The organism is Ewingella sp. C233, from assembly GCF_055407225.1.
In genome coordinates this window covers 168508-187163 of the sequence record NZ_JBUZRI010000002.1, presented here as the reverse complement: position 1 = coordinate 187163, position 18656 = coordinate 168508, and the positions used below count along the sequence as shown (strand labels likewise).

General features: G+C 51.6%; 15 protein-coding genes. 6 read left to right on the top strand and 9 right to left on the bottom strand.

Going from position 1 to position 18656, the window contains the following annotated elements:
- Position 1 precedes the first annotated feature (1 nt).
- Positions 2-754 (bottom strand): cell division protein ZapD, encoded by a 753-nt coding sequence (gene zapD, locus ACZRKO_RS13160; protein WP_463737710.1) that lies wholly within the window; start codon positions 752-754, stop codon positions 2-4.
- On the bottom strand, positions 747-1376 hold the full coding sequence (gene coaE / locus ACZRKO_RS13155) for a dephospho-CoA kinase (RefSeq protein ID WP_463737709.1): 630 nt from the start codon (positions 1374-1376) through the stop codon (positions 747-749). Before coaE ends, zapD begins: the two co-directional genes overlap by 8 nt.
- A 254-nt stretch (positions 1377-1630) precedes the next feature.
- Between coaE and ACZRKO_RS13150 the strand changes: the two genes are divergently transcribed.
- Complete coding sequence (locus ACZRKO_RS13150) at positions 1631-2674, top strand: GMP reductase (RefSeq protein ID WP_463737708.1); 1044 nt, start codon at positions 1631-1633, stop codon at positions 2672-2674.
- Positions 2675-2728: 54 nt separating this feature from the next.
- Here ACZRKO_RS13150 and hofC read toward each other — a convergent pair whose 3' ends face one another.
- From hofC to nadC, 4 genes are all read right to left on the bottom strand, one after another.
- The gene (hofC, locus tag ACZRKO_RS13145; protein ID WP_463737707.1) at positions 2729-3949 is read right to left on the bottom strand and encodes a protein transport protein HofC; all 1221 of its coding nucleotides are present in this window, start codon (positions 3947-3949) and stop codon (positions 2729-2731) included.
- On the bottom strand, positions 3946-5421 hold the full coding sequence (gspE, locus tag ACZRKO_RS13140) for a type II secretion system protein GspE (RefSeq protein ID WP_463737706.1): 1476 nt from the start codon (positions 5419-5421) through the stop codon (positions 3946-3948). The genes hofC and gspE overlap by 4 nt, the downstream gene beginning before the upstream one ends.
- Positions 5418-5885, bottom strand: coding sequence for a prepilin peptidase-dependent pilin (gene ppdD / locus ACZRKO_RS13135; protein WP_463737705.1), 468 nt, complete (start codon positions 5883-5885; stop codon positions 5418-5420). The genes gspE and ppdD overlap by 4 nt, the downstream gene beginning before the upstream one ends.
- Before the next feature lie 296 nt (positions 5886-6181).
- Positions 6182-7075, bottom strand: coding sequence for a carboxylating nicotinate-nucleotide diphosphorylase (gene nadC / locus ACZRKO_RS13130; RefSeq protein ID WP_463737704.1), 894 nt, complete (start codon positions 7073-7075; stop codon positions 6182-6184).
- Positions 7076-7169: 94 nt separating this feature from the next.
- On the opposite strand from nadC, the gene ampD reads away from it, so the two are divergent.
- On the top strand, positions 7170-7739 hold the full coding sequence (gene ampD, locus ACZRKO_RS13125; protein WP_463737703.1) for a 1,6-anhydro-N-acetylmuramyl-L-alanine amidase AmpD: 570 nt from the start codon (positions 7170-7172) through the stop codon (positions 7737-7739).
- Positions 7740-7807: 68 nt separating this feature from the next.
- A complete protein-coding gene (gene ampE / locus ACZRKO_RS13120) occupies positions 7808-8662 on the top strand; it encodes a beta-lactamase regulator AmpE (protein WP_463737702.1) in 855 nt (284 codons plus the stop codon).
- Positions 8663-8716: 54 nt separating this feature from the next.
- Here ampE and ACZRKO_RS13115 read toward each other — a convergent pair whose 3' ends face one another.
- From ACZRKO_RS13115 to aroP, 3 genes are all read right to left on the bottom strand, one after another.
- Complete coding sequence (locus tag ACZRKO_RS13115; RefSeq protein WP_463737701.1) at positions 8717-9700, bottom strand: glycoside hydrolase family 43 protein; 984 nt, start codon at positions 9698-9700, stop codon at positions 8717-8719.
- Positions 9693-11123 carry a glycoside-pentoside-hexuronide (GPH):cation symporter gene (locus ACZRKO_RS13110; RefSeq protein ID WP_463738095.1) on the bottom strand — a complete coding sequence of 477 codons (1431 nt, stop codon included), beginning with the start codon at positions 11121-11123 and terminating at the stop codon, positions 9693-9695. The genes ACZRKO_RS13115 and ACZRKO_RS13110 overlap by 8 nt, the downstream gene beginning before the upstream one ends.
- Positions 11124-11338: 215 nt before the next feature.
- Positions 11339-12709 carry an aromatic amino acid transporter AroP gene (gene aroP / locus ACZRKO_RS13105; protein WP_463737700.1) on the bottom strand — a complete coding sequence of 457 codons (1371 nt, stop codon included), beginning with the start codon at positions 12707-12709 and terminating at the stop codon, positions 11339-11341.
- A 426-nt stretch (positions 12710-13135) separates the two neighbouring features.
- On the opposite strand from aroP, the gene pdhR reads away from it, so the two are divergent.
- The 3 genes from pdhR (at position 13136) to aceF (ending at position 18632) form a co-directional block, all read left to right on the top strand.
- Positions 13136-13906: a pyruvate dehydrogenase complex transcriptional repressor PdhR gene (gene pdhR, locus ACZRKO_RS13100; protein WP_140472822.1), complete on the top strand. Its 771-nt coding sequence runs from the start codon at positions 13136-13138 to the stop codon at positions 13904-13906.
- A 159-nt stretch (positions 13907-14065) separates the two neighbouring features.
- Positions 14066-16729, top strand: a complete 2664-nt coding sequence (aceE, locus tag ACZRKO_RS13095; RefSeq protein WP_463737699.1) for a pyruvate dehydrogenase (acetyl-transferring), homodimeric type — start codon at positions 14066-14068, stop codon at positions 16727-16729.
- A 13-nt stretch (positions 16730-16742) separates the two neighbouring features.
- Positions 16743-18632 carry a pyruvate dehydrogenase complex dihydrolipoyllysine-residue acetyltransferase gene (gene aceF / locus ACZRKO_RS13090; RefSeq protein WP_463737698.1) on the top strand — a complete coding sequence of 630 codons (1890 nt, stop codon included), beginning with the start codon at positions 16743-16745 and terminating at the stop codon, positions 18630-18632.
- Positions 18633-18656: the final 24 nt, after the last annotated feature.

Below are 18656 nucleotides of genomic sequence, written 5' to 3'. Positions count from 1 at the left end.
CCTAACAGCAGGCAAGTTCAAAAGTCAGTCTGGCCGGAACCTGACCCTTTTCGCTATCGAGCGGTAAAAAGCGGATAGCGTAACGCGTCTTATGACCAGACACTTGCGGATAAAGCTGATTGTCCAATGAAATACGCATCCTTAATAAGTCAGCACCTTCCGCGTTTTCCTGGAAGAACCCATTAAGGCTGATTTGATTACGGAATACACCTGACTGGCGGATGAGGCCCAATACCAGCGTCAATGCGTTGTGCAGTGGGGCCAGTGTTTCGAGCCAGCCCTGCACATCCATATCGCGCTGAGTTTGCTGCAGATGCAGCCAGATGTGTAATGTTGGTAGATCAAAACTACAGCAGCCACCGGGTATGCTCAGACGCTGGCGAACGAGTGCCATCAGACGATCTTCCCGCAAAGCCTGGCCGATACGTGGCGCTTTCATCAAAACGGCGGCGGCCTGTTTGAGCTCGCCACGCAGTAAATCGATGCGTGAGGTATCAACACCGGGCACGTCTTCCCATTGGGACAGTTTTTGTTGCTGACGCTCAAGCTCTTTCAGTAAATCCGTTCGTACTTCACCGCGCTCCAGGACATCCAGTAAGTCGGAGGCCGTGCGGAAAAAAATCAGGGCGGAAGAAATTGAAATGATCTGAGTATTTGTATGCATTTGCTGCAATAAAAACTCAATACGCAACCATGTGCGCATTTTTTCATTTAAAGGATGTTCAAAGAGAACGGTAGTTACTACATCACTCATTCTTGTCAATATCCTGTCGGGTCGCTGAAGCCGCTAATTCCAGATAACGGCTATGTAATGAAGCAACACGCGGTTCGATCGTCTCGGCACCACCGTTGTTATCAATAATGTCATCTGCGCACGCTAAACGCTGTTGGCGGCTTACCTGTGCGCGGAGAATTTGTTCTGCCTGCTGGCGGCTCACGCCGTCTCGTTGCATGGTTCTCGCCAGCTGGATTTGTTCATCTACATCAACTATCAACACACGATTGGCCTGATTTTGTAACCTATTTTCAATCAGCAAGGGCACAACCCAGAGTACGTAAGGGGTGGTGGCTACGCCAATCAGTTGCCGGGTTTTGGCATGGATTAAAGGATGCAAAAGCTGATTAACCCACTGCTTAACAGAGGGATCATTGAAGATATATTCACGCAAAACTGCGCGATTTAGCGAGCCATCGGGTTGAATAACGTGTTTACCGAAACGAACGGCCAGTTCGTGTAATGCGGGCTGACCGGGTTCAACAACCTGACGCGCAATGACATCAGCATCAACAATACTGACACCCCGGCGGGCAAAGCTTTCGGCCACAGTGCTTTTGCCACTGCCGATACCACCAGTCAACGCAACGACATAACTCATTGGCTTACTCAATAAAATCAGATGGGGTAAATGATAAAGAGATTATGAGTAAGTGCAAGCCATGCTCATCCCGCTTTTGATGGGAATTGCCGTAAAAAGGGTACAGAAGAAGAGTGTAGTTAAAGTTATGAAAGCAGTCTTGCCGTTACGGTTTTCATGCGTATGATAAAACCACTGGAAGGGTGCCAAACAACTTGGTTTAACACCCAGCGACACGTCGCCACGATTTATCGCAAAACCCAGGACAAGATCTCATGCGCATTGAAGAAGATTTGAAATTAGGTTTCAAAGACGTTTTGATTCGACCAAAACGTTCGACCCTCAAAAGCCGTTCCGAAGTTGAGCTGGAGCGCACCTTTACCTTCAAGCACCCCGGTTTTAAATGGTCTGGTACTCCCATCATTGCGGCAAACATGGATACCGTCGGTACTTTCCGTATGGCAGAAGCGCTGGCTTCATTTGATGTACTGACCGCCGTTCACAAACATTACAGTGTCGAACAATGGAAGACCTTTATTGAGGGCTCCACTGAATCTGTTTTGCGCCATGTGATGGTCTCAACGGGTACTTCCGAAGCCGATTTCGTTAAAATGAACCAAATCCTGGCCCTTTCGCCACAGCTTAAATTTGTGTGTCTTGATGTTGCCAATGGCTATTCCGAGCATTTTGTATCGTTTTTGAAACGTGTTCGTGAAGCTTGCCCGGATAAAGTCATCTGTGCCGGTAATGTCGTGACGGGGGAAATGGTTGAAGAGTTGATCCTTTCAGGCGCCGATATTGTAAAAGTAGGCATCGGCCCCGGTTCGGTGTGTACAACGCGTGTTAAAACCGGCGTCGGTTACCCGCAGCTTTCTGCAGTTATCGAATGTGCCGATGCAGCGCATGGACTTGGCGGCCAAATCGTCAGCGACGGTGGTTGTGCAGTACCAGGTGATGTGGCTAAAGCCTTTGGCGGCGGTGCAGATTTCGTGATGCTGGGCGGTATGCTGGCTGCACACGACGAATGTGAAGGCACCGTTGTTGAGCAAGATGGCGAGAAATTCATGCTGTTTTACGGGATGAGTTCTGAATCAGCTATGAAGCGCCATGTCGGCGGCGTTGCAGTCTACCGTGCTGCCGAAGGTAAAACCGTGAAACTGCCACTGCGTGGCCCGGTTGAGAATACCGTGCGCGATATTCTTGGTGGATTACGCTCCGCGTGTACCTACGTTGGTGCTGAGCGTCTTAAAGAGTTAACCAAGCGCACAACATTTATTCGCGTTGCTGAGCAGGAGAACCGTCTCTTCGGTTCAAATTAATTCTCTATCTTAGCGGCGGTCCTATACCGCCGCGTGTTCTTCCCTTATCTGTTATTACCCCATAACAGATCCCAGCTGGAAGATGGGCAAATACATAGCAATTACCAACCCGCCGACTAACACTCCCATTACCACCATCAATATCGGTTCGATAGATTGTGACATCGTGTCAGCCAGCTCATTCGCCTGTTGGTTATGCCAGTGTGCCAGCCTTAGCAGAATATCATCCAGTGAACCGGACTCTTCACCAATGTGGATTAGCTGCTGGCAGAGAGACGGAAACAAGGGGGATTGCCCAATCGCTGTATAAAGCGGAATTCCAAGCGCCAGCTGCTCCCTGATGCCCGTCACGGCGTGCTGGAAAAGCAAATTCGTTGATGACGTTGCCGCAGCATCAAGACCGGTGAGGAGTGTCATGCCTGCTTGCTGAGTCATGGCGAGCGTCTGGAATATTTGACTCAGACAACTGTCTGCAACCAATTTTTTTAATAGCGGTACGCGTAACAAAACACTCTGTTCGCGCCAGCGCCACCGTTGCTGCGGGTGATAAACCTTAATGTAGATAATACCCAGTGCTGAAATGAACCCGGCGAACATTGGCCCATAGCTGACTAATGTTTTCGAAGCCATCATCAGCATTTCAGTGAACCAGGGTAGCGTGGCATCGAAGGATGCATATATTTTGGCGAATTCTGGAAGCACCATTGTCAGCATTAGAACCGTCACAATTATCGCAATAGAAATCACGATCAAAGGATAGCGGAGTGCCTTTTTTACTTTTGTGCGCAATGCGGCTTGCTGTTCCTGCTGGATGGCCAGTTGCAGGCAGCAGCGGTCAAGCTGGCCAGTTATCTCTCCGATGGAAATAATATTCCGGTAAATTTGTGGAAACACGTCTGAAAAGGTCGTTAGCATTTCCGACAAAGGTTTTCCTTCTCTTACTCCACGGGCAATATCTTGCAAAATACATCGCCAGGGCGCTTTTGCATGTTCAGCCGCCAGCAATATCAGGCTGTTGACCAGCGGAAGACCTGCCTGCAGGAGAGTGGCCAGTTGCCTTATCAGCGCGATGCGATCTGCTCCTTTCCAGTAAGCCGTCCGCAGCCGATATTGTTTTTTAACAGCAACCGGCTGCAGGGATTGGGAAAAAAGCTGCTGGTGGACAGCGGATTCATTACCCCCCAGCAACTCTCCGGTTTGTAATTTTCCCAACGCATCGACTGCCTGCCACTGATAGAGGCTGACAACGTGCCGGATCGGGGGAGGCTGCCTCATGCTTCAATGCCTTCACCCGCCACACGATACAGTTCTTCAAGCGTAGTCAGCCCCTGCTCAACCAGAACGAGTCCCGCTTCCAGCAGCGTTATATTGCCTTGCTCATGTGCAATTTTATTCAGTTCTGATACGCCTGCGCCTGCAACTAATGCCTGTTGTAAACGTGGGGTAATGGTCAGGATCTCATAAATTCCTGTCCGTCCGTAATAGCCTGAGAAGCAGCGATCGCAACCCACGGCCAGCCAAAGTGGCGCAGATTCTGCCTGACTATTTTCAATGCCCTCAACCAAAGGGGAATGGGGTTTTCGGCAGTGGGGACAGAGTTTACGGACTAAACGCTGAGCGATAACCAAACGCAAACTGGCGGCAATGTGGTAACCCTCAATTCCCATTTGCGCCAGGCGATTTAGGGTTTCGCTGGTTGAGTTAGTGTGCAGTGTAGACAATACGAGATGCCCGGTTTGCGCTGCTTTGATAGCAATTTCGGCTGTTTCTGTGTCGCGTATCTCACCCACCATAATAACATCAGGGTCTTGTCTGAGCAGCGCCCTGAGTACTCTGGAAAAACTCAGATCAGTTTTGCTATTCACCTGAGTTTGGTTAATCCCTGCTACTGGGATCTCCACGGGATCTTCAACGCTGCAAATATTACGCTCAACCGCATTCAGATGGCGCAACCCGCTGTAGAGCGTCACAGTTTTCCCACTGCCGGTTGGTCCCGTGACGAGAATGAGTCCCTGAGGGCTTTTGAGTGCATTGAGATAATGGCTGAGGTCTTCACTGCGAAAGCCGAGCTGGCTCATGCTTAAATCTTGCTGAGTCATGTGCAGGATGCGCAGCACGATTTTCTCACCGTGCAAAACCGGAAGTGATGCAATGCGCATCGAGTAGCGCTGGTTTTTAAATGTGATAAGTAACTGTCCGTCTTGCGGTAAGCGCCGTTCAGCCACGTTGAGTTGCCCCATGATTTTAAGCCGGGCGCAAAGACTGGCAGCCATCGAAAACTCCGGGCCTGGAACCTCCTGCAACACACCATCAATACGCAGACGAATACGCAGACGTTGCTCTCCCGGTTCGAAATGAACATCTGAAGCCCGACGTAATATCGCCATGCGCAGGGTCTGATTGAGGAAATTCACGACCGGAGCATCGCTGCTGTCATCCAGCTCATTGGTTTCTGAAATTTTCAACGTATCGGCACCGGCTGGGATGTGCGCCGGTTTTTCCAGAGCCTGTTCGAAACGGGCCTGAGGCCAGCGTTCGATTTGTACTTTAAGCCCGCAGGCGAATTGCAGCGCTTTGCTGAGCGCTTCTGTATTTCCTTCATCTTCATGGCAAGCGACATGTAAGAGGGTATCGTCCTGATGGAGTACGACGGCTTTATAGCGCTGGCATAGGGCATCGAGCGTTGCATCTGAGGTATGTCTTTTTGCATGACGAAGGGGAGATGTATTTAAAAGGGAGTCACTCATTTAGTGCCTCCGGTGTCTTCAAAACGGAAAACGCTTTCACAGGCTTCTTTCATGCCGACATCCTGCGAGTTAGTACAGCTTCTGCCCCAGACGATCCCACCCGAGGCGCTATCTACAGCAGGCGTCATCACAACGCTCAAACCATTGAGAGCCTGTTGTCCGGTCAGGGTAATGACGCCCGCCGCAACCTGAACTTTGCTGACATAGCGTGTCGTGGCGGCAGCAGGAATTCCCTGACTGGCTGCATTACATGACGTCAATGCACCCTGGTCAATGACACAGAGTTCGACGCCTGTTTTGTACGGCACCATGGTTTGCAGCATGTCAGTCATCGCAGCTTTTTGGATATAACTTTGATAGGCAGGAATGCCAATGGCACTAAGGATGGCGATGATGGCAATAACCACCATCAGTTCGATCAGCGTAAATCCAGCTTGTTTCACATGGTCATATCGAGTGTTCACATTTATCTCCCGGTCCCTGGTGTTGGCTAAGTGAGGCTTTCGAGCAGCAAATTATCTGCTTCAAAAAACCTGTGCTACTGCCAGAAAAGAGATCTCCAGGACGTCTCGGATAAAAAAAATGCAAGCCTGTAATGTATCGCAAAATTTGCGGCGTGCGCCGCAGGCATAAAGAATAGGGGAAAAGACTCTGGTAGAGTCAGCGGATGCATGAGAGTTTATTTAGCAATGCAGGAGCAAGCGAATTGAGATGAAGAAGCCCCTGACGGGAAATGCAAGGGGCTAAAAAGATGAGGAAATTAGTGGAAGCGCATGGACAGATCCATTGCGCGAATATGCTTGGTTAATGCGCCGACGGAAATGTAGTCAACGCCGGTTTCAGCAAATTCGCGCAGGGTCTGTTCGGTGACATTACCTGAGACTTCCAGCAAGGCTTTGCCCGCCGTGAGCGCAACACCCTCGTTCATCATTGGGACGGTGAAGTTGTCCAGCATCACGATATCTGCGCCGGCATCCAACGCCTGTTGCAGCTCGTCGAGGGTTTCGACTTCAACTTCGACAGGGACATCCGCATGAATTTGCTGGGCACGTTCTACTGCGGCTTTGATCGAACCGCAAGCGATAATGTGATTTTCTTTAATCAGAAAGGCATCCGCGAGGCCCAGACGATGATTACTGCCGCCACCGCACAGTACGGCATATTTCAGAGCCGTTCTCAGACCTGGCAAAGTCTTACGGGTATCCAGCAGGCGGGTTTGGGTACCAGCCAGAAGTTTTACGTAATGACTCACTTCGGTTGCGACGCCAGAGAGTGTTTGCACAAAGTTTAGTGCAGTTCGTTCGCCTGTCAGCAGCAGGCGTGCGGGGCCTGATAATTCGCAAAGAGGCTGGTTTTCGACGAGTGTATCGCCGTCTTTGACCTTCCAGACAATGGTAACTTTATCGCCGCCCAACTGGTGGAAGACCTCATCCAGCCACTTTTGACCACAGAAAATCCCCGCTTCACGGGTGATGATAGTCGCGTTAGCCAGTGTATTTTCTGGTAAAAGTTGCGCCGTAAGATCGTTATTTGCACTGGCCTCGCCGCCGAGGTCTTCACCTAACGCCTGAGCAACGGATGCGGGGATATCATTCTGAATACGTTCGAGTAACTGAGCGCGGCGACTTTCAAGGCTGTAGCTGCGGGTCGTCATACAAATACTCCGAAATGGCGGGTAAAAGGGAGAAAAAAGCATGCTACCCTGTTGCTGAGATAAGTACCACCAAAGCACATCATTGAGGTCCTTGATGCAGTTAGAAGATGGCTGGATTACCGAAGCCCGGCGGGTGGTTTCACCTCACTGCGATCGCCGCCCCGAAGATGAAACACCCTCGCTGTTGGTGATTCACAATATCAGTTTGCCGCCCGGTCAGTTTGGTGGTCCTTATATTGATCAACTCTTTACCGGCACACTTAACCCTGATGATGATCCCTATTTTGCGCAAATTAAGCACCTGCGCGTCGCAGCGCACTGTCTTATCCGCCGCGATGGCGAAATTGTGCAGTATGTGCCCTTTGATAAACGGGCCTGGCATGCCGGCGCGTCGCTCTGGCAGGGAAGGGAACGCTGTAATGACTTTTCCATTGGCATTGAGCTGGAAGGGACGGACTTCGTTCCTTTCACGCCAGCGCAATACCAGTGTCTTGCCGCCGTCAGTAAGTTATTAACTGAGCATTATGCAATCGGCTTTGATGCTATCACCGGACACAGTGACATCGCCCCCGGTCGCAAAACAGATCCGGGACCTGAATTTGACTGGAAGCACTATTTGTCTTTATTAAAGCAACATCAGGTTAACGAAAGCGCCGGAGATTGACGTAGACTGTCCAGCGATGGATACGCCGTTTTATACTCCGTGTCGTGCAAAAGAGAGAGTAATTACTGATGACGTTATTTACTTTGTTGCTGGTGCTGGCGTGGGAACGCCTGTTTAAGTTGGGTGAGCACTGGCAGTTAGACCATCGTTTTGAAGGGATTTTCCGCCGCGGGCGCAATACTACGCTCACTAAAACGCTGGCGATCGCTATCGTGTGGATGGTTCTGCTGTTTGTGGTGTTGCGTGCAGTGCAGGGCCTCTTTTTTGGTGTGCCGTCATTGCTATTGTGGGTGGTTATCTGCCTGTTGTGCATCGGTGCAGGGATTAAGCGTAAGCATTACCGCGCGTATCTGAAATCCGCCCGTCAGGGAGACGCCAATGCTTGTTCGGAAATGGCTGAGGAACTGGCGTTGATCCATGGGCTGCCGGTGGATTGCACAGAAGAAGTACGCCTGCGTGAACTCCAAAATGCATTGCTGTGGATTAACTTTCGCTATTATCTGGCACCGTTATTCTGGTTTGTGGTCTTTGGCCCTTATGGCCCGGTGGCTCTGGGAGGTTATGCGGTTCTGCGCGGTTATCAAACCTGGCTGGCGCGGCATATGACGCCACTTAAACGCTCACAATCGGGGGTTGATGCGTTGCTGCATGTCCTTGATTGGATCCCGGTCCGGCTTGCAGGTGTTGCTTATGCCTTATTCGGTCACGGCGAGAAAGCGCTTCCTGCCTGGTTCGCATCTCTGGGAGATATTCATACGTCGCAGTATCAGGTTCTGACTCGTCTGGCGCAGTTTTCACTGGCGCGGGATCCGCATATGGATCCGGTTCAGACCCCGCGTGCCGCCGTTGCACTGGCTCGCAAAGTCACAATGATTATTCTGGTCGTTGTTGCGGTACTGACGATTTACGGCACGTTGATCTGACCCCGCGATGAGCCAAAGAAAAAAGCCCGGCCTGTTTTCACCGCCGGGCTTTTTTTATGCTTTATGTTGCTGTCTGGTCAGCGGCTGATTATCTGTCGGTGGCTCACCAAATATCGGCATGCCGTTTTTATCCCACTCTAGGTTTTTTATGCGGGTATGCCGGTTTGGGTCATACAGTGGATCGCCTTCAATCTCGGTATAGTTTCTGGCGTGATAGACCAGCACATCCTGCCGGTTTTCATCGCAGGTGAAACTGTTGTGTCCCGGTCCAAACTGGCGGTTATCCGCTTGCGTGGTAAATACAGGTTTTGGTGATTTATGCCACTGCGCAGGGTCGGTGATGTTGCTGTTAATATCCGCCCACAACAGGCCAATACAGTAATTTTCATCGGTAGCGCTGGCCGAATAGCTGATAAAAATCTTATCGCCATGCGTGATAACCGCCGGACCTTCATTGACCCAAAAACCCCGGGTCTCCCACTCAAGCTCCGGTTTGCTGAGCAACACTGGCATTGTTTTCAGCGTCCAGGGGTTTTCCATTTCAGCCAGATACAGGTTGGAGTTGCCACGGATTGCCGGATCTTTTTGCGCCCACAAATAGTAACTCTTTCCCTGATGTGAAAAGTGCGTGGCGTCTAAAGAGAAACTGTCGAATTGCGTGGTGATTCGCCCTTTCTCTGTCCATTTGCCCGTAAGGGGGTTAGCGTCGGCGCACTCAAGCACGTACATCCGGTGCTGGAAGAGTCCGTCTACAATCTCCTGCGACGGCGCGGCGGCGAAGTAGATGTACCATTTGTTGTTGATAAAGTGCAGTTCAGGTGCCCAGATCAGCGCGCTCATCGGGCCGGTTTCTGGTTTGCGCCACACTGTCTTGGCTTGCGCGGAGGCCAGCCCGGTTAAGGTCGAAGCCCTGCGAATTTCCAGACGGTCATATTCCGGCACAGAGGCAATGAAGTAATACTCACCGTCGCTGTGCAGCCAGATATGCGGGTCAGCCCTTTGTTCAATCAAAGGGTTTGGGTAAAGGCTCTTACTCATGTTTTAGCTCCTTGCTGCTGAACGGCACCGGGCTGTCAGCATTTTTAGCATCATGGTACTCATTCAGCTCACGGTAATTACGGCGGCGGATTTCCAAATCGGCCTGAATGTTTTGCATGGTTTTGCGATCCAGCTTCAGTAAACGCACAACGCCTGCGGTGATCAGATAACCCACGCCGGGGATCACGGTGAATAACAGCACGATGCCGTTGATAGCGTGATCGCTCTGGCGTGCAGCACCTGCGTCATATCCATAGCCGGAAAGCAGGAAGCCCACCATTGCGCCCGCCACCGCCAGCCCGCATTTCAGGAAGAACAGATTGCCCGAGAAGCTTATGCCGGTAATACGTTTACCGGTTTTCCATTCGCCGTAATCATCCACATCGGCCATTAGCGACCAGTGCAGCGGGGAAGGAAGCTGGTGGAGGATATTAAGTACAAAATAGGCCACCAGAATCAGCGTCGTGGCATGTGGATCGAGGAAATAGAATCCGCAGGAGAAAATGGTCAGGATAATGTTAGTCCAGAAGAACACTTTCAGTTTGCAGTATTTATCGGTCAGCGGTTTCGCCAGCGCACTGCCAATCATCATGCCGACCACGCCGAGGCTGATAAACATACTGGCGAACGAGGTCGATTTTTCCATCACCCAGGTGACGTAATACATGGTCGCCGCCATGCGGATAAAACCAGGGCAGACGTTGCAGAAGGTCAGCAGCAGGATGCGCACCCACTGATCGTTTTTCCATACGTCTTTGAGGTCTGACTTCAGCGCATGTTTGGACGGCACGGCAGGCTGAATACGCTCTTTCACAAAGCTGAAGCAGAACAGGAACATGAACAGGGCAATGATCGCCATCACGCCCATCGACATCTGATAGCCCTTGGCTTTATCCGCGCCGCCGAACCAGTCGGCCATCGGCAGTAGTGTGGAGGAGAGAATCAGCGTCGCAATACCCACCATAAAGAAGCGATAGGACTGGCAGGCCACGCGCTCGTGCGGGTCCGCGGTGATAACACCACCCAGTGAGCAGTAGGGGATGTTGATCGCCGTGTAGGTCAGCGACATCAGGAAGTAAGTGACGAATGCATAGATAACCTTGCTGTTATAGCTCCAGTCTGGCGTGGTAAACATCAGCACGCTAAAGAGCACATAAGGCACGCAGATCCACAGCAGATAGGGACGAAAACGGCCCCAGCGGGTCGTGGTTCTGTCGGCAATTGCTCCCATAATAGGGTCCGTGACGGCGTCAATAACACGTACGGAGAGCAGCAAAATACCGACCAGTGCGGGAGCCAGACCAAAAACATCGGTATAAAAATAGTTGAGGAACAGCATGATGGCGCCGCCAATCATGTTGCAACCGGCGTCCCCCATACCATAGGCAACCTTCTCTTTAAATGACAGCGCGCCTTCCTTCATGGACATTCTCTCCGTAAACCTTAAGTAACTGCTGGATGGGAATGAGTATTGTCTGGTGTGATGGGGATGTGTCAGGAGGTAAGAGGTGTAGAGATGGACAAATTAGTCACGCAGAGCAAACTGTGACGCAGATAACAAAGCGCCCCCGGCAAGTTACCTCACCGGGGGCGCTTTTCGCGTTTTAGACCATTGATCTTTTTAACGATCAGTAGTGCTTACGCGTTAACGGACTTCCCGCTTTGCTGGTTTTTAATCCAGTAACCGACGCCGAGGATCAGAATCCAGACCGGGATCAACCAGACGGAGATCGCCATGTCCGGCGTGATCGCCATAATCACCAGGATCCCCGCCATGAACAGCAGGCAGAGATAGTTACCGAACGGGTATAGCAGCGCTTTGAACTTCGTGTCCACGCCTTCACGACGCATCGCCTGACGGAATTTAATGTGTGCAAGGCTGATCATTGCCCAGTTGATCACCAGTGCAGAAACCACCAGCGCCATCAGCAGACCAAAGGCTTGACCCGGCATCAGGTAGTTAATCAGTACGCACAAAGCAGTGGTAGCGGCAGACACCAAAATAGAAGCAACCGGAACACCACGCTTGTCGACTTTCATCAGGGATTTTGGTGCATTGCCTTGCTGAGCCAGACCAAACAGCATACGGCTATTACAGTAAACGCAGCTGTTATAGACCGATAGGGCCGCCGTCAGGATCACCACGTTCAGTGCGTTGGCGACCAGTGCATCGCCCAGTTCATGGAAAATCAGCACAAACGGGCTGGTATCTGGCCCGACGCGGGTCCACGGCATCAGTGAAAGCAACACCGCCAGTGAGCCCACATAGAAAATAAGGATGCGGTAGATAACCTGATTCGTAGCTTTAGGAATACTGACTTCCGGGTTATCCGCTTCAGCTGCAGTAATGCCGACCAGCTCAAGACCGCCAAAGGAGAACATGATGATCGCCATCATCATGACCAGTCCGGTCATACCATGCGGCAGGAATCCTCCCTGTTCCCACAGGTTGCGGACCGTGGCTTGCGGGCCTGCAGTATCGCTAAACAGCAGCCAGCCGCCGAACAGAATCATCGCCACGACGGCGACAACCTTAATGATCGCAAACCAGAACTCCATCTCCCCAAACACTTTTACATTGGTGAGGTTAATGGCGTTTATCAGTACAAAGAATACGGCAGCAGAAGCCCAGGTCGGGATGTCCGGATACCAGAATTGAATATATTTACCGACAGCGGTCAGTTCCGCCATGGCGACCAGGACGTACAGCACCCAGTAGTTCCAGCCAGAGGCAAAACCGGCAAACCCACCCCAGTACTTATAGGCAAAGTGGCTGAAAGAACCGGCAACCGGCTCTGCAACGACCATTTCACCCAACTGGCGCATAATTAAAAAGGCAATAAATCCAGCAATCGCATAGCCGAGAATAATCCCCGGGCCTGCGGACTGTATAACGGAAGCACTGCCCAGAAACAGGCCTGTTCCAACGGCACCGCCCAGCGCAATCAGCTGAATGTGACGGTTTTTGAGTCCGCGCTTCAGCTCATCGCCATGTTGTTGATCATCCATTTACGGATCCTCTGTCGTTTGGGTAAACCCCATACAAATCTGCAGCTTAAGCAAGTTGTAAGGCGATGATTACAGTTTTTGTATCTATTTATTTACGGCTGCAATGCGACAAAAAAACAGCATGAGCTACCGCTGACGCAAGAATAGTGATATGCGAGCAAGTTTGCACCTGCTTTATGCACTAACTGAATAACGAATAAGCAAAAGTGGTGAGAAATTGTCTGAGATCTAAAAAATGTGATCTAAGGCCGGGTAAAAATTTGAAATGATAAAAGTTTGTTAAAATGTGCGGGGCTTGCTCATTTACTGGGGGGTGATATGGACACAAGGTGAATACTTTGTTACTTTACGGCCACGTTTTTTAAATTGGTATTACCAATTTACTCCGCGCACTCACAGATACGCTACTCGCAGAGAACAGCTCACATGGCTTACAGCAAAATTCGACAGCCTAAGTTATCAGATGTGATCGAGCAGCAACTTGAGTTCCTGATCCTTGAAGGGACCCTGCGCCCGGGCGAAAAGTTACCCCCCGAGCGCGAACTGGCGAAGCAATTTGACGTTTCGCGTCCCTCTTTGAGAGAAGCAATCCAAAGTCTTGAAGGCAAAGGCCTGCTCCTTCGCCGCCAGGGTGGTGGCACATTTGTGCAGAGCAATCTCTGGCAAAGCGTGAGTGATCCGCTGGCTGAACTGCTCGCCGACCATCCTGAATCACAATTTGATCTCCTTGAAACACGTCACGCTCTTGAGGGCATTGGTGCTTATTATGCCGCGCTCCGGGGAACAGATGATGATTTACAACGTATCCGCGACTGCCACCTGCTGATTCAGGTTGCGCAGGAGAGCGGCGATTTGGACGCTGAAGCAGACGCCGTTATGCAGTATCAGGTAGCTGTAACAGAAGCCGCGCACAATGTGGTGCTGCTGCATCTGCTCCGCTGTATGGGACCGATGCTGGAGAAAAACGTCCGACAGAATTTTGAATTGCTCTATGCTCGCCGGGAAATGCTGGCGGTGGTGAGCAAGCATCGCGCCGGGATCTTCGAGGCGATTGTGGCACGCGAACCGGAAAAAGCGCGTGAAGCATCACACCGTCACCTGGCGTTTATCGAAGAAGTCATGCTGGATGTCAGCCGCGAGCGCAGTCGTCGCGACCGGTCGTTACGTCGTCTCCAGCAACGCAAGGAAGAAAATTAGTCCACCAGGGCTATGTTGAGTTCTTATTTGAGAACTGCGGCAACTAAACTGATGGGCCTGTCTTCGTGCGCTTTATATAGCATGAAGATCCTGCACCAGAGCGCAGGAAGACAGGCTCCAGATAAACCAACGTATTAGATACAGATAAGGAAAAGCACCATGTCAGAACGTGTAAATAATGACGTGGATCCGATCGAAACTCGCGACTGGCTACAAGCGATCGAATCGGTCATCCGTGAAGAGGGTGTTGAGCGTGCGCAGTTCCTGATTGATCAGGTTCTGAGTGAAGCACGTAAAGGCGGCGTAAGTGTCGCAGCTGGCGCAGCCAGCCGTAATTATGTCAACACCATCGCTGTTGAAGACGAACCTGAGTATCCGGGTAACCTGGAGCTGGAACGCAACATCCGTACTGCTATCCGCTGGAACGCGATCATGACCGTTCTGCGTGCATCCAAGAAAGACTTGGATCTGGGCGGCCACATGTCATCCTTCCAGTCTTCTGCTGCTATTTATGAAGTGTGCTTTAACCACTTCTTCCGTGCGCGCAACGACAAAGACGGCGGCGATCTGGTGTACTTCCAGGGCCACATCTCTCCGGGCGTGTACGCGCGTGCTTTCCTTGAAGGCCGCCTGACCGAAGACCAGATGAACAATTTCCGTCAGGAAGTTCACGGTAAAGGTCTGTCCTCTTATCCGCACCCTAAACTGATGCCTGAATTCTGGCAGTTCCCGACCGTTTCAATGGGTCTGGGTCCAATCGGTGCCATCTATCAGGCTAAGTTCCTGAAATATCTTGATCACCGTGGCCTGAAAGACACCACCGCGCAGCGCGTTTACGCGTTCCTTGGCGACGGCGAAATGGATGAGCCAGAATCTAAAGGTGCGATCACCATCGCCACCCGTGAAAAACTGGACAACCTGTGCTTCATCATTAACTGTAACTTACAGCGCCTTGATGGCCCGGTTACCGGTAATGGCAAAATCATTAACGAACTGGAAGGCATCTTTGCAGGCGCCGGCTGGAACGTGATTAAAGTGATTTGGGGCAACCGTTGGGACGAACTGCTGCGTAAAGATACCAGCGGCAAACTGATCCAACTGATGAACGAAACCGTCGACGGCGACTATCAGACCTTCAAGTCCCGCGATGGCAAATACGTTCGTGAACACTTCTTCGGCCGTTATCCGGAAACCGCGGCGTTGGTCAAAGACATGACCGACGACCAAATCTGGGCGCTGAATCGTGGTGGCCATGATCCGAAGAAAGTCTTCGCTGCACTGAACAAAGCACAGAACACCAAAGGTCAGCCGACCGTTATCCTTGCGCATACCATTAAAGGTTATGGCATGGGCGAAGCGGCTGAAGGCAAGAACATTGCCCACCAAGTGAAGAAAATGAACATGGATGGCGTTCGCTATATCCGTGATCGTTTCAGCGTACCAGTGACCGATGAAAATCTGGAGAAACTGCCGTACATCACGCTGGAAAAAGAATCTGCAGAATACAAATACCTGCATGAGCGTCGTGCTGCGCTGAAAGGCTACCTGCCGACCCGTCTGCCAAACTTCACGCAGAAGCTGGAAATGCCGAAACTGGAAGACTTCTCCCAACTGCTGGAAGAGCAGAAGAAAGAGATCTCTACTACTATCGCCTTCGTCCGTGCCCTGAACGTGATGCTGAAAAACGATTCCATCAAAGACCGTCTGGTACCGATCATCGCCGATGAAGCGCGTACTTTCGGGATGGAAGGTCTGTTCCGTCAGATTGGTATTTACAGCCCGAACGGCCAGCAGTACACCCCGCAGGACCGTGAGCAGGTTGCTTACTATAAAGAAGACGAGAAAGGTCAGATCCTGCAAGAAGGTATCAACGAACTGGGCGCCGCGTCTTCATGGCTTGCCGCAGCGACTTCTTATAGCACCAACGATCTGCCAATGATCCCGTTCTACATCTACTACTCCATGTTCGGTTTCCAGCGTATCGGCGACCTGTGCTGGGCAGCGGGTGACCAACAGGCGCGTGGCTTCCTGGTCGGTGGTACTTCAGGTCGTACAACATTGAACGGCGAAGGTTTGCAGCACGAAGATGGTCACAGCCACATTCAGTCGCTGACTATCCCGAACTGTATTTCTTACGATCCGGCGTATGCCTACGAAGTGGCAGTCATCATGCATGACGGTCTGGTTCGTATGTACGGCGAAGCGCAGGAAAATATCTATTACTACATCACGACGCTGAACGAAAACTACCACATGCCAGCCATGCCGGAAGGCGCGGAAGAAGGCATCCGTAAAGGTATCTACAAGTTAGAAACCGTGGAAGGTAGCAAAGGTAAAGTGCAGCTGATGAGCTCCGGTTCAATTCTGCGTCACGTACGTGAAGCCGCTCAGATCCTGTCCAAAGACTACGGCGTAGGCTCTGACGTTTACAGCGTAACCTCGTTCACCGAGCTGGCCCGTGACGGTCAGGATTGTGAGCGCTGGAACATGCTGCACCCGGCAGAAACGCCACGCGTACCTTATGTGGCTCAGGTGATGAACGATACACCGGTTGTTGCTTCAACCGACTACATGAAATTGTTTGCCGAGCAGATCCGTAACTTCGTTCCTGCCAGCGATTTCCGCGTACTGGGTACCGACGGTTTCGGCCGTTCTGACAGCCGCGAAAACCTGCGTCACCACTTCGAAATTGATGCTTCCTACGTCGTGGTTGCAGCGCTGGGCGAACTGGCCAAACGTGGCGAGATCGATGTGAAAGTAGTGGCTGAAGCCATTACCAAATTCGGCATCGATGCTGACAAAGTTAACCCGCGTCTGGCATAAGAGGTAAAGACAGATGGCTATTGAAATTAACGTACCGGACATCGGTGCAGATGCAGTGGAAGTCACCGAAATTATGGTGAAGGTGGGCGATACCGTTTCCGTTGAACAGTCGCTGATCACCGTTGAAGGCGACAAAGCTTCTATGGAAGTGCCTTCTCCACAAGCAGGCGTTGTAAAAGAGATCAAAGTGGCGGTGGGCGATACCATCGAAACCGGCAAACTGATCATGATTTTTGATTCCGCCGACGGTGCTGCTGATGCAGCCCCTGCGAAACAGGAAGCGAAAGCAGAAGAGAAAGCTCCTGCTACCGCATCGGCTTCCAGCGAAAGCAAAGAAGTGAATGTGCCAGACATCGGCGGTGACGAAGTTGAAGTCACCGAGATCATGGTCAAAGTAGGCGACACGGTTACCGCTGAGCAGTCTCTGATCACCGTTGAAGGCGATAAAGCCTCAATGGAAGTTCCGGCACCGTTCGCAGGTGTCGTGAAAGAGATCAAAATCGCTGCAGGCGATAAAATCAGCACCGGTTCTTTGATCATGGTGTTTGAAGTTGCAGGCTCCGGCGCTGCTGCTCCGGCGAAAGAAGAAGCTAAAGCAGAAGCGGCTCCGGCTGCTGCAGCGGCTTCCGGCAGCAAAGAAGTTAACGTGCCTGATATCGGCGGCGACGAAGTTGAAGTCACTGAAATCATGGTCAAAGTGGGCGACAAAGTCACCGCTGAGCAATCTCTGATCACCGTTGAAGGCGACAAAGCGTCAATGGAAGTTCCGGCGCCGTTCGCGGGCACCGTGAAAGAGATCAAGATCGCTGCGGGCGACAAAGTCAGCACCGGCTCCCTGATCATGGTCTTCGAAGTGGAAGGCGCTGCTCCAGCTCCGGCCGCTAAGAAAGAAGACGCGGCTGCACCTGCCAAACAGGAACAGAAAGCGGCTGCGCCTGCTGCTGCTGCCGCAGGTAAAAGCGACTTCGCTGAGAACGATGCTTACGTTCATGCCACGCCGGTTATCCGCCGTCTGGCCCGTGAATTCGGCGTAAATTTGGCGAAAGTCAAAGGGACTGGCCGTAAGGGTCGCATCCTGCGCGAAGACGTTCAGACTTACGTGAAAGACGCGGTTAAACGTGCTGAAGCTGCTCCGGCTGCTGCCACTGGCGGCGGTATTCCGGGCATGCTGCCTTGGCCGAAAGTCGACTTCAGCAAGTTTGGTGAGATCGAAGAAGTGGAGCTGGGCCGTATCCAGAAAATTTCTGGTGCAAACCTGAGCCGTAACTGGGTAATGATCCCGCACGTTACGCACTTCGATAAAACCGATATCACTGAGCTGGAAGCGTTCCGTAAACAGCAGAACGATGAAGCCGCTAAACGCAAGCTGGACGTGAAATTCACACCGGTCGTCTTCATCATGAAAGCCGTTGCCGCTGCGCTTGAGCAGATGCCACGCTTCAACAGTTCACTGTCTGAAGATGGCCAGAAACTGACGCTGAAAAAATACATCAACGTCGGTGTGGCGGTTGATACGCCAAACGGTCTGGTTGTTCCGGTCTTCAAAGACGTGAACAAGAAAGGCATCGCTGAGCTGTCCCGTGAACTGATGGCGATCTCCAAGAAAGCGCGTGACGGTAAGCTGACTGCTGCTGAAATGCAGGGCGGTTGCTTTACTATCTCCAGCCTTGGCGGTATCGGGACGACCCACTTCGCGCCAATCGTGAATGCGCCGGAAGTGGCTATCCTGGGTGTTTCCAAGTCCGCGATGGAGCCAGTCTGGAACGGTAAAGAGTTCGTGCCGCGTCTGATGATGCCAATGTCGCTCTCCTTCGACCACCGTGTAATTGACGGTGCTGATGGTGCGCGCTTTATCACCATCATCAACAACGTACTGTCTGACATTCGCCGTCTGGTTATGTAAGCCAAAAAGCCGGCCAAACGGCCG